Source organism: Streptomyces sp. H27-H5 (assembly GCF_026627505.1).
Lineage (GTDB): Bacteria > Actinomycetota > Actinomycetes > Streptomycetales > Streptomycetaceae > Streptomyces.
In genome coordinates this window covers 85937-97820 of record NZ_JAPNLK010000007.1, presented here as the reverse complement: position 1 = coordinate 97820, position 11884 = coordinate 85937, and the positions used below count along the sequence as shown (strand labels likewise).

The window sequence follows — 11884 nt, the reverse complement described above, 5'->3', positions numbered from 1 at the left end:
TCAGGGAACCGGACCGGCCACCGGACCGGCGGGGTCCGCGGGGTCCGCCGGGTCCGCGGGGTCCGCCGGGTCAGTGGAGTCCGCCGGGTCCGCCGGGGGTTCGCCGAAGCGGGCCAGGGCCAGCGAACCTGCCACGGCCACGACGAAACCGAGCACCGCCAACCAGGCGAGCCCCTCGCGGGTGCGGTCCCCGAGCCACACCACCCCCACCACCGCCGGCCCGATCGTCTCGCCCAGCACCATGCCGGCCGTGGCGGCCGTCACCGAGCCGCGCTGCAGGGCCGAGGTGAGCAGCAGGAAGGCGGCGCCGCCGCCCAGCAGGAGCGCGTACAGGGCCGGGTCGGTCAGCGCCGACCAGGAGACCCCGTCGATCAGGCGGACCGCGACCTCCACCACCCCGAAGCCCGTCCCGGCCGCGAAGCCGAGCACCAGCGGCCGGGAGCGGTCCGGCAGGCCACCGGCCGCCGCCCCCACCAGCAGCACCAGGACCGCCACCGCCAACAACCCCCACTCCAGGGCGGGCGGACCGGTCCCGGAGCCCTCCTCCCCGGAGGCGAGCCCCAGCATCAGCAGCCCCGCGCTCACCACCGCGACGGCCGCCCACTCCCTCCGGTTCAGCCGTACGCGCAGCAGCCGGGCCGCGACCACCGCCGTCACCGCCAGGCTGGCCGCCAGCGCGGCCCCCACCGCGTAGATCGGGATGTGCCGCAGGGCGATGATCTGGAGGACGAAGCCGACCCCGTCCAGGCCGAGCCCCGCCAGGTACCGCCACTGGCGCAGGGCCCGCAGCAGGAGTGCGGCGTCCACGCCGGACCCGGTTCCCGGCTCCGCCGCCCGCGCCGCCATGGCCTGGAGGACCGAGGCAGTACCGAAACAGACCGCCGCACCGAGTGCGCAAATCATCCCAACAAGCACGAACCGACTCTAGGTCACCGTCGTGACAAGGGTGTGACGACGGCTGGATTCCATCCCCCGGTCACCCCGCTCTAGTCTGTCGGGAGCACGCCACCCAGGGGGAGCGAACTCACATGGACACCAGCAACACCAATCGGCGCCGGATGCGCTCGGGCGCCGTCGCGCTCGGCGGCATGGGCCTGCTCGCCGCGACCCTCGTCGCCTGCGGCAGCAGCGACGAGCCCGACAAGCGGTGCGCCTCCCGCTCCACGCTGAACCACCTGAACAACAAGGAATGCAAGAGCGGCGGCACCGGCGCCTACTACTACGGCGGCAGCGTCGCCAACGGCAAGGTCGGCGGTGGCAGCTTCGACAAGTCCGCCGTCACCCGCGGCGGCATCGGCAAGAGCCACTCCGGCTCCAGCGGCGGCTGATCCCCGGTGGAGCGGCACACGATCGAGCCACGCCCGAACTGGCAGCGGACCGTCGAGGAGCAGGGGCTGATCTACCCCCTGACCCGGTACCCCGACGACACCCTGCGCCCCTACTGGGACGAGAGCGCGTACTACTCGTTCTCCCTCCCGGAGGTCGAGGCGCTGGAGAACGTCGTCGAGGAACTGCACGCCATGTGCCTCGCGGCGGCGGCCCACATCGTCGAGCACGACCGCTTCGCCGACCTCGGCATCACCGACCCGAAACTGGCCGCCCGCATCGCCGAGTCCTGGCGCCGGCGCGCCGAGCAGCCCTCCCTGTACGGCCGCTTCGACCTGCGCTACGACGGCTCCGGCGGCCCGGCCAAGATGCTGGAGTACAACGCCGACACCCCCACCTCCCTGGTGGAGGCGGCGAGCCCGCAGTGGTTCTGGATGGAGGAGCGGTTCCCCGGCGCCGACCAGTGGAACTCCCTCCACGAGCGGCTCGTCGACGCCTGGCGCCGGCAGGCCGAACTGCTGCCGCCCGGTCCGGTGCACTTCGCGCACTCCGAGACCGACGAACTCGGCGAGGACCTGATGACGGTCGCCTACCTCCAGGAGACCGCGGAGCAGGCCGGCCTGGACACCGTCGCCATGTCCGTCGAGCAGATCGGCTGGGACAGTCTCTCCGGCCGGTTCGTCGACGAGAAGCTCCGCTTCATCCGCGGCATCTTCAAGCTCTACCCGTGGGAGTGGCTGGCCACGGACGAGTTCGGGCCCCAGGTGCTGGGCACCTACGACCACGGCGGCGGCTCCGGCACCACGGCCTGGATCGAGCCGCTGTGGAAGATGCTGCTCTCCAACAAGGCGCTGCTGGCGGTCCTGTGGGAGCTGTTCCCCGAACACCCGAACCTGCTGCCCGCCTACCTCGACGGCCCGCGCGAGCTCGCGGACACCACCGGCTACGTCGCCAAGCCCCTGCTGGGCCGCGAGGGCGCCGGGGTGACCCTGCACGAGGCGGGGGAGGACGGGGAGCCGTTCACCCCGGTGGACGACGAGACGTACGTCTTCCAGGCCCTGGCCCCGCTGCCCGACTTCGACGGCAACCGGGTGGTGCTCGGCGCGTGGGTCGTCGAGGAGGAGGCCGCGGGGCTGGGCATCCGGGAATCGGCGGGGCCGGTCACGGACGAGTACGCCCGCTTCCTGCCCCACGTCATCCTCCAGCCCGCCGGCCCGTGAGGCCGGCGGCGCCCGTCAGGCCGACAGCACCGCCCGCAGCCGGTCCAGGCCCCAGTCCAGGTCCTCCTTGCTGATCACCAGCGGCGGTGCGATGCGGATCGTGGATCCGTGGGTGTCCTTCACCAGCACCCCGAGCCCCATCAGCTTCTCGGAGATCTCCCGGCCGGTGCCGCGCGACGGGTCGATGTCGACGCCCGCCCACAGTCCGCGCCCCCGAACGGCGGTCACCGCGCCGCCGCCGACCAGCAGGTTCAGCTCGTGGTGCAGGTGGTCGCCGAGTTCGGCGGCCCGCTGCTGGTACTCGCCGGAGCGGAGCATCGCGATGACCTCCAGCGCGACCGCGCAGGCGAGCGGGTTGCCGCCGAAGGTGGACCCGTGTTCGCCCGGCCGGAACACGCCGAGCACGTCCCGGTCGGCGACCACCGCGGAGACGGGCACGACCCCGCCGCCGAGCGCCTTCCCCAGGATGTACATGTCGGGGACGACGCCCTCGTGCTCCAGGGCGAAGGTCCTGCCCGTGCGGCCCAGGCCCGACTGGATCTCGTCGGCGAGGAAGAGGACGTTCCGCTCGCGGGTGAGCTCCCGTACGCCCTGGAGGTAGCCGGCGGGCGGCACGAGGACCCCCGCCTCGCCCTGGATCGGCTCCAGCAGCACGGCCACGGTGTTCTCCGTGACGGCGTGGGAGAGCGCGGTGAGATCGCCGTACGGGACGATCTCGAAGCCCGGTGTGTAGGGGCCGAAGTGGTCGCGGGCGTCGTGGTCCGTGGAGAAGGACACGATGGTCGTGGTCCGGCCGTGGAAGTTGTCGGCCGCGACCACGATCTTGGCGTGGCCGTCCGGGACGCCCTTGACCTCGTACCCCCACTTGCGGGCCGTCTTCACCGCCGTCTCCACGGCCTCCGCGCCCGTGTTCATCGGCAGCACCATCTCCTTGCCGCACAGCGCGGCGAGTTCGGTACAGAAGTCCGCGAAGCGGTCGTGGTGGAAGGCGCGGGAGGTCAGCGTGACCCGCTCCAACTGGGCGCGTGCGGCGTCGATCAGACGCCGGTTGCCGTGACCGAAGTTGAGGGCGGAGTATCCGGCGAGCATGTCGAGATACCTGCGGCCCTCCACATCGGTCATCCACGCGCCCTCCGCCGACGCGACGACGACGGGCAGGGGGTGGTAGTTGTGCGCGCTGTGCGCGTCGGCGGAGCGGATGGCATCAGCAGTATTCGACACGGGGTCTCCGATCGTCCGTCAGGCCTGTGACGAGGGTGGCGTCACTGTCCATCCTCGCTCGTACGGTGGACGGAGAAACCTTTCTCGTGGCGCGCCCGCTAAGGTGGGCCCCACGCACGGCGACTGGCGCACGGAGAACGGACTCCGGGGAAGTCGTGCGCGCACGACCGCACACAGGGCCGCTCGCCTGGGCCTCGCGGGGACGAGAGACGACATCGACCCCGGAGGAGCCGCCATGACCGCGCGCCGCCATCCCGCCCTTTTCGCGACCGACCCCGAGTTGGCGTCCTTCGTCGAGGCGGAAGAGGCACTGCAGGCCGAGACCCTGCGCCTGATCCCCAGCGAGAACTACGTGTCCGCCGCCGTGCTGGAAGCCTCCGGCACCGTCCTGCAGAACAAGTACAGCGAGGGCTACCCGGGCCGCCGCTACTACGAGGGCCAGCAGAACATCGACCGCGTCGAGGCACTGGCCGTCGAGCGGGCGAAGGGCCTGTTCGGCGTCGACCACGCCAACGTGCAGCCGTACTCCGGCTCCCCGGCCAACCTCGCCGTGTACCTCGCCTTCGCGAAGCCGGGCGACACCGTGATGGGCATGGCCCTGCCGATGGGCGGCCACCTCACCCACGGCTGGGGCGTGTCCGCGACCGGCTCCTGGTTCCGGGGCGTGCAGTACGGGGTCTCCGCCGACACCGGCCTGATCGACTACGACGCGGTGCGCGACCTGGCCCTGGCCGAGCGCCCGAAGATCATGTTCTGTGGCGGCACGGCCCTGCCCCGCACGATCGACTTCGAGGCCTTCGCGTCGATCGCCAAGGAGGCGGGCTCGATCCTCGTCGCCGACGTCGCCCACATCGCCGGCCTGATCGCGGGCGGCGCGCACCCGTCGCCGGCCGGGCACGTGGACGTGATCTCCACGACCACCCACAAGACCCTGCGCGGTCCGCGCGGCGCGATGCTGATGTGCCGCGAGGAGCACGCGAAGGCCATCGACAAGGCGGTCTTCCCCGGTCTCCAGGGCGGCCCGCACAACCAGACGACGGCCGGCATCGCGGTCGCGCTGCACGAGGCGGCGCAGCCGGCGTTCGTCGCGTACGCCCACGCGGTCGTCGCCAACGCCAAGGCGCTGGCGACGGCCCTGCTGGAGCGGGGCTTCGACCTGGTGTCGGGCGGCACGGACAACCACCTGATCCTGATGGACCTGACCTCGCGCGGGGTCCCGGGCAAGATCGCGGCCAAGGCGTTGGACCGGGCGGGCATCGTCGTGAACTACAACACGGTCCCGTTCGACCCGCGCAAGCCGTTCGACCCCTCGGGCATCCGGATCGGCACGCCGTCGCTGACCTCGCGGGGCCTGACGGTGGACCACATGCCGGTGGTGGCGGACTGGATCTCCCGCGCGGTCGACGCCGCGGCCGCGTCCGACGAGGCGGCCCTGTCCGTGATCCGCGCCGAGGTCACCGACCTCATGTCGGTCCACCCGGCCCCGGGCCTGCCCCTGTCCTGACCAGGTCCCCCGCGGCGCCGCCCCGGTCCCCGACGGCCGGGGCGGCGCCGCGGGTTCCGCTTTCCGGCCGGCCGGAAAGCGGTCGCTCGCTCCGGGCGGGATCCGGCCGGCCGGCTACGCGCGGGTACGGCCGGACACCGCCCGCCGAGAGCGGGGCCGGGATGTGATCCCGCGCTCATCCGGCACCGGATCCGGCCGGCGCAAGGCCCGAGACGGCCATCGCACCTGAGAGAATGGGGCCATGGCTTCTGATCGTCCTCGCGCGCTCTCCGGCATCCAGCCCACCTCCGGTTCGTTCCACCTCGGGAACTACCTCGGGGCCATTCGTCAGTACGTCGCCCTCCAGGAAACGCACGACGCCTTCTACATGGTCGTCGACCTGCACGCGATCACCATGCCGCAGGATCCCCGGGAACTGCGCGCGAACACCCGTCTGTCCGCCGCCCAACTGCTCGCGGCCGGCCTGGACCCCGAGCGCTGCACGCTCTTCATCCAGAGCCACGTGCCCGAGCACGCGCAGCTCGGCTGGGTCATGAACTGCATCACCGGTTTCGGCGAGGCGAGCCGGATGACCCAGTTCAAGGACAAGTCCGCCAAGCAGGGCGCGAACAACGCCACCGTCGGCCTGTTCACGTACCCGATCCTCCAGGTCGCGGACATCCTGCTCTACCAGGCCAACGCCGTCCCCGTGGGCGAGGACCAGCGCCAGCACATCGAGCTGACCCGCGACCTGGCCGAGCGCTTCAACACGCGCTTCGGTCAGACCTTCACGCTGCCCGCCGCGCACATCGTCAAGGAGGTCGCGAAGATCTACGACCTCCAGGACCCCGCGATCAAGATGTCGAAGTCCGCGTCCTCGCCCAAGGGTCTGGTCAACCTCCTCGACGAGCCCAAGGTCACCGAGAAGAAGATCAAGAGCGCGGTCACCGACACCGAGGCGGAGATCCGCTTCGACACCGGGAAGAAGCCCGGCGTCAGCAACCTGCTCACGATCTACTCCACCCTCACGGGCGAGACGATCCCCGAGCTGGAGGCCCGGTACGAGGGCAAGGGGTACGGCGCGCTGAAGACCGACCTGGCCGGCGTGATGGTCGATTTCGTCACACCCTTCAAGAAGCGCACCCAGGAGTACCTGGACGACCCCGAGACCCTGGACGCCGTGCTGGCCAAGGGCGCGGAGAAGGCGCGCGCGGTCGCCGCCGAGACCCTGGCGCAGGCGTACGACCGCCTCGGGTTCCTGCCCGCCAAGCACTGACCGACAAGGACCCTGGCGGTTCGGGGGGTGCTGCCATCACACTGGGCGGCAGCACCCGATCACGGGACAGACGGACGAGACAGACGGAGGAGACAGACGTGGGGACCGTAACGCTCGGCGTTTCGATCGCGGTCCCGGAGCCGTACGGCAGCAGCCTTCAAGAGCTGCGGGTCGGCTTCGGGGACGCCGCCGCGCTCGGCATCCCCACGCACGTCACCCTCGTGCCGCCCACCGAGGTGGACGCGGAGCGGCTGCCGGCGATCCAGGCCCACCTGGCCGAGGTCGCGGCGACGTTCCGCGCCTTCGCGATGCGGCTGGCCGGAACCGGCACCTTCCGCCCCCTCTCGCCGGTCGTCTTCGTCCGGCTCGTCGAGGGAGGCGCCGGCTGCACCCGCCTCCAGGCCCTGCTCCGGGACCCGGACGGGCCGATCGACCGCGAGTTGGCCTTCCCGTACCACCCGCACGTCACGGTCGCCCACGGGATCTCCGAAGAGGCGATGGACCTGGCGTTCACCACCCTCTCCGGGTACGCCGCCGACTGGCTGTGCGAGGGCTTCGCACTCTACGAACAGGGCTCCGACGGGGTCTGGCGCAAGTTGCGTGAATACCCTTTCGGCACGGGCCCGACCGGCGTTCCGGCACAACTGGGCTCACCCACCGATGAGGCGGCCGGCACGCGCGGGCGTCGCTCGTAGCGAAGCGGCCGCAGGGCCTGGAACGTGCGGAATCTGAGCCTTCGCAGGACCAGGGCGTGAAACGGGCGAGCCGTCGGGCGAAAAGTCACAATCGACGACCGTAGCCTTCGAAACCGACAATCCCGGCTATTTCCGGCAGCTCATTTACGGTGACCCCATGGACTGGCTGACGAAACTCCCGGTGATCGGACCCCTGGCGGCCGCGGCGATGCGCACGCACGCGTGGCGGTCGTACCAGCGGCTCGACCGGGTGCACTGGACCCGGCTGGCCGCCGCGATCACCTTCATCAGCTTCCTCGCCCTCTTCCCCCTCATCACCGTCGCCGCCGCCGTCGGCGCGGCGCTGCTGAGCAAGGAACAGCTCGACCGGCTGCAGAAGAGCCTCGCCGAGCAGGTCCCCGGCATCTCCGATCAGCTCGACCTCAACGCGCTGGTCGCCAACGCGGGCACCATCGGGCTCGTCGCGGGCGCCCTGCTGCTCTTCACCGGCATCGGCTGGGTGGGCGCCATGCGGGACTGCCTGCGCGCCGTGTGGGACAAGGACGACGAGGACCTCGGCAACCCGATCGCCCGCAAGGGCAAGGACGCGCTGGTGCTCATCGGCCTCGGCGGCGCCGCGCTGTGCTCGGCGGCCGCCTCGATCCTCGGATCCAGCGCCGTGGGCAAGTTCGGCGGCTGGCTCGGCATCCCGCGCGACGGCGCGGGCGGCGCCCTGCTGAGGTCCGGAGCCTTCGCGGTCGGTGTGGTCGCCGCCTTCCTGCTCCTGCTGTACCTGCTGACCCTGCTGCCCGGGGTGGAGCCGCCGCGCGGCCGCCTGATCCAGGCCGCCCTCATCGGCGCCGCCGGCTTCGAACTGCTGAAGCTCCTGCTGAGCGGCTACATGCGGGAGGTCGCCGCGAAGAGCATGTACGGGGCCTTCGGCGTGCCGATCGCCCTGCTGCTCTGGATCAACTTCACGGCGAAGCTGCTGCTGTTCTGCGCCGCCTGGACGGCGACCCGCGACGACGCGGACGGCGACGGTGTCGAGGACCCCCAGGAACCGCAGGACTCTCAGGACGCGCAGGGGCCGCAGGATGCGCGGGACCCCCGGAACCCGCAGGATCGGTCGGCCGCCCAGCAGACCCCGCGGCGCGGCCGGGACGAGGGCGGCGACACGGGCCCCTCCGCGGGATCCGCGCGCACCGCCTGACCCGCGCCCGCGCCGGCCCCGCGGGGGGTGGCGTCAGCTCTGTACGGTGTCGTCGCCCGTTCCGGAGCCCTCGGTCACGCCCGCCTTCTCGCGCATCCTGCGCACCAGCTCCGCCTTCTGGTCGGCCGCACCCTGGCGGTCGAGGTTGCGGTGCGGGCCGTTGTTCTGCCGTTCGGCGCGCGACTGCCGCTTGCGCTGGCCGCCGCCCTGACCCACGGGGTTGTTGATGTTCTTGCTGACGGTCACGGGTTCTCCCGGTCGTGGTGAAGTGCTCTACGGATTCATCGGTGGGGGACGGGCGGCGACGTCGAAGGACGCCGGCCGAGGCCCGTCACGCGCTCACTCGTGGATCGGCGTCTGGTAGAGCATGACAAAGACGTTACCCGGTTCCGTCGGCCCCGCTCACCACCCTTTCGCCGCACGGGCGCCCGCCGCCCGCCCGGTGCGGGCCCCGGAAGGGGCGGCGGGCCGCCGCGGGCGCATCGGCGGCGCGAGGGATCGTCCCGCCCGCGCCCCGCCGTCAGGGGACGACCGTCAGACCAGGTCCTCGTCGCCCCGGCGACCGCGGCGCGGCCACCGCCGGTTCACCACGAACGCCCCGCCCGCCAGCACGGCCAGCGCCCCGCCCGCGATGCCGAGCGCGGTGCCGACGCCGCTGCTGCCGGAGTCGTCGCCGCCCGCCGACGTCTCCTTCTCGTGCGTCTGGGCGGGGGCGCCGTGCGACTTGGTGTCGGCGCTCTTGGGCGGCACCAGCTCACCGACCGGCTTCACCTTCCCGGCGGCCGAGAAAGCCCAGTCGAAGAGCGCGGCGGTCTCCTCGTACACCGAGTTGGCCCCGTCCGAGCCCGGGTTCATCACCGTGACCAGCAGCTTCTTGTTGCCCTGCTGGGCCGCGCCGGTGAAGGTCGAGCCGGCCATGCTGGTGTTGCCGTTCTTGACGCCGGCGATGCCCTTGTAGGGGGAGAGCCCGTACGCACCCGTCATCAGCCGGTTGGTGTTCTGGATCTCGAAGTAGTCGCGGGGCTTGCCCGCCTCCTGGAGGCCCGGGAACTTCGCGCTCGCCGTGCCGCAGTACTCCCGGAAGTCGGCCTTCTGCAGCCCGGAGCGGGCGATCAGGGTGAGGTCGTAGGCGCTGGAGACCTGCCCCGGCGCGTCGTACCCGTCCGGGGACACCACGTGCGTGTCGAGGGCCTGGAGCTCCTCCGCGTGCGCCTGCATGTCCTTGACGGACTTCTCGATGCCGCCGTTCATGGCCGAAAGCACGTGAACGGCGTCGTTCCCCGACCGGAGGAACACGCCGAGCCACAGGTCGTGGACGGTGTACTCGTGGTCCTCCTTCACCCCGACCAGGCTGCTCCCCGCGCCGACGCCGTCCATCTCCTGCTCGGTGACCTTGTGCACCTGGTCCTTGGGCAGGCTCGGCAGCACGGTGTCCGCGAACAGCATCTTCATGGTGGAGGCCGGGGGGAGCCGCCAGTGCGCGTTGTGTGCCGCCAGCACGGCGCCCGTCTCCGCGTCCGCGACGATCCACGACCGCCCCGTGAGATTGGTGGGCAGTGCGGGCGCGCCCGGCAGCAGGTTCACCTGGGTGCCCGGTTGGCCGAGCGTCGTGCCGCCGACGGTGGACATCGACGCGGGCGGGCCGCCGTCCATCGGCGGGCGCCCCTTCCCGTCGGCGGGCGGGGCCGGGGCGGCGTGCGCGGGGGCGCCGAACATCGCGGGGACCAGCAGTGCGGCGGAAAGGACCGTCAGCGCGGTCTTCTTGGCATACACGCAGGTGAAAGTACAACCCGATGTGCTGTCCACCGTCGCTGAGCGGCCAACCCGCCGCAACCACCGCCGGTCTAGCCCACCCTGGCGCGTCCGTCCCGGGGACGAATCCGATACTGGGGACATGAAACTCAGCCGCACCGCCTCCTGGTTCCTGCTCGCCTTCGGAGTGTGGAGCTGGATCATCTGGGTGTCCTTCGTCCGGAACCTGTGGAAGAACGGCAGCGGTCTGGCCTTCGACACCGCCGGTGACCCTACGACTTACTTCTGGGTCCACTGTGGACTGGCGGTGGCGTCCTTTCTCCTGGGGACGGCCATTGGTGTGATCGGGTTGCGTTCCGTGCGCGCGCTGCGGCGTGAATCACGATGACCGTAATCGTGGTCGCGCTCGTCGCGCTCGCCGTATTGGGCCTGTTGGCCCTGGTCCACCGCTGGCTGTGGGTCCGCCTGGTCCGTGACACCACCCGGCCGGGTGGTCTGCCGCGCCGGGCGGGGACCGCCCTGGCCTTCGTCCTGCCGCTCACGGCCGTCGCGGCCCTGGTCGCCGGGCGCGCCGGGGCGCCGTTCCGGCTCCAGCAGGCGGTGGCGTGGCCGGGGTTCATGTGGCTGGCGGTGCTGCTGTACCTGACCCTGGCGATGCTCGTCGGGGAAGTGGTCCGGGCCGTCTGGCTCCGCCGGGTCACGCCGCGGGCCGGGCCGGCCCCCGTCCCGGTCCCCGCGTCTGCCTCCGCCCATGCCTCCACCCCGGCCTCCACCCCGGCCTCCGCCCCGGTGGATCCGACGGCGGAGCCCGACCCGCCCGCCCCGGCGCCGGCGGACCGGGCCCCGGCCGCCGATCCCGCCACCGCCCCCGAACCCGCCTTCGACGCCGCCGTCCTCACCCGGCGCCGGTTCGTCGCGCGGACCGTCGGCGGCGCCGCGGCCGCGGCCGCCCTCGCGACGGTCGGGTACGGGACGTACGGCGTGCTGCGCGGGCCCCGCGTGAAGCGGGTGCGGGTACCGCTCGCCAAGCTGCCCCGCGCCGCGCACGGCTTCCGGATCGCCGTCGTCAGCGACGTCCACCTCGGGCCGATCCTCGGCAGCGCCCACACCCGGCGCGTCGTCGACGCCGTCAACGGCACCCAGCCCGACCTGATCGCCGTCGTCGGCGACCTGGTCGACGGGAGCGTGCCCGACCTGGGGCGGGCCGCCGAACCGCTGCGCGACCTCCGGGCCCGGCACGGCTCGTTCTTCGTCACCGGCAACCACGAGTACTTCTCGGGGGCCGAGCAGTGGGTCGAGCACGTCCGGGAACTGGGGATGCAGCCCCTGGAGAACGCGCGCCGCGCCCTGCCGTACTTCGACCTCGCCGGGGTCAACGACGTCGCGGGCGAGAGCGAGGGCCACGGCCCCGACTTCCGCGCGGCCCTCGGTGACCGCGACCGGTCCCGGACCGCCGTCCTCCTCGCGCACCAGCCGATCGTCATCCACGACGCCGTCCGGCACGGGGTCGACCTCCAACTGTCCGGGCACACCCACGGCGGTCAGCTCTGGCCCGGCAATCACCTCGCCGAGCTCGCCAACCCGACCGTCGCCGGCCTGGAACGGTACGGCGACACACAGCTGTACGTGTCCCGCGGCGCGGGCGCCTGGGGGCCGCCTGTTCGCGTCGGCGCGCCGTCCGACATCACCGTGGTCGAACTCGCCTCATATCAGGCCTGACCA

The 11884-nt window shown here is 72.1% G+C and carries 12 protein-coding genes; 8 read left to right on the top strand and 4 right to left on the bottom strand.

Annotation, left to right across the window (positions count from 1 at the left end):
* Nucleotides 1–903: a hypothetical protein gene (locus OTB19_RS05150; RefSeq protein WP_267796779.1), complete on the bottom strand. Its 903-nt coding sequence runs from the start codon at nt 901–903 to the stop codon at nt 1–3.
* Between the two features lie 125 nt (nt 904–1028).
* Between OTB19_RS05150 and OTB19_RS05145 the strand changes: the two genes are divergently transcribed.
* The gene (locus OTB19_RS05145) at nt 1029–1328 is read left to right on the top strand and encodes a hypothetical protein (protein ID WP_267796777.1); all 300 of its coding nucleotides are present in this window, start codon (nt 1029–1031) and stop codon (nt 1326–1328) included.
* A 6-nt stretch (nt 1329–1334) separates the two neighbouring features.
* Nucleotides 1335–2546, top strand: coding sequence for a glutathionylspermidine synthase family protein (locus tag OTB19_RS05140; protein WP_267796776.1), 1212 nt, complete (start codon nt 1335–1337; stop codon nt 2544–2546).
* Between the two features lie 15 nt (nt 2547–2561).
* Here the strand turns inward: OTB19_RS05140 and rocD are convergent, their stop codons facing one another.
* Nucleotides 2562–3767: an ornithine--oxo-acid transaminase gene (gene rocD / locus OTB19_RS05135; RefSeq protein ID WP_267796775.1), complete on the bottom strand. Its 1206-nt coding sequence runs from the start codon at nt 3765–3767 to the stop codon at nt 2562–2564.
* A gap of 235 nt (nt 3768–4002) precedes the next feature.
* On the opposite strand from rocD, the gene glyA reads away from it, so the two are divergent.
* The 4 genes from glyA (at nt 4003) to OTB19_RS05115 (ending at nt 8410) form a co-directional block, all read left to right on the top strand.
* Nucleotides 4003–5271 (top strand): serine hydroxymethyltransferase, encoded by a 1269-nt coding sequence (glyA, locus tag OTB19_RS05130; RefSeq protein ID WP_267796774.1) that lies wholly within the window; start codon nt 4003–4005, stop codon nt 5269–5271.
* A gap of 241 nt (nt 5272–5512) precedes the next feature.
* Nucleotides 5513–6526, top strand: coding sequence for a tryptophan--tRNA ligase (gene trpS, locus OTB19_RS05125; protein WP_267796773.1), 1014 nt, complete (start codon nt 5513–5515; stop codon nt 6524–6526).
* Nucleotides 6527–6624: 98 nt separating this feature from the next.
* Complete coding sequence (locus tag OTB19_RS05120; RefSeq protein WP_267796772.1) at nt 6625–7221, top strand: 2'-5' RNA ligase family protein; 597 nt, start codon at nt 6625–6627, stop codon at nt 7219–7221.
* A gap of 157 nt (nt 7222–7378) precedes the next feature.
* The gene (locus OTB19_RS05115; RefSeq protein ID WP_267796771.1) at nt 7379–8410 is read left to right on the top strand and encodes a YihY/virulence factor BrkB family protein; all 1032 of its coding nucleotides are present in this window, start codon (nt 7379–7381) and stop codon (nt 8408–8410) included.
* Between the two features lie 33 nt (nt 8411–8443).
* Here the strand turns inward: OTB19_RS05115 and OTB19_RS05110 are convergent, their stop codons facing one another.
* Nucleotides 8444–8656, bottom strand: a complete 213-nt coding sequence (locus tag OTB19_RS05110) for a DUF6243 family protein (RefSeq protein ID WP_267796770.1) — start codon at nt 8654–8656, stop codon at nt 8444–8446.
* Nucleotides 8657–8944: 288 nt separating this feature from the next.
* Nucleotides 8945–10366, bottom strand: coding sequence for a D-alanyl-D-alanine carboxypeptidase (locus OTB19_RS05105; RefSeq protein ID WP_420716796.1), 1422 nt, complete (start codon nt 10364–10366; stop codon nt 8945–8947).
* Between OTB19_RS05105 and OTB19_RS05100 the strand changes: the two genes are divergently transcribed.
* Together OTB19_RS05100 and OTB19_RS05095 are read left to right on the top strand one after the other, a co-directional pair.
* Nucleotides 10305–10550 (top strand): SCO4848 family membrane protein, encoded by a 246-nt coding sequence (locus tag OTB19_RS05100; RefSeq protein WP_267796767.1) that lies wholly within the window; start codon nt 10305–10307, stop codon nt 10548–10550. The two genes, OTB19_RS05105 and OTB19_RS05100, sit on opposite strands and share 62 nt — an antisense overlap.
* Nucleotides 10547–11881: a metallophosphoesterase gene (locus OTB19_RS05095; protein ID WP_267796766.1), complete on the top strand. Its 1335-nt coding sequence runs from the start codon at nt 10547–10549 to the stop codon at nt 11879–11881. The genes OTB19_RS05100 and OTB19_RS05095 overlap by 4 nt, the downstream gene beginning before the upstream one ends.
* The last annotated feature ends 3 nt before the right edge of the window (nt 11882–11884 follow it).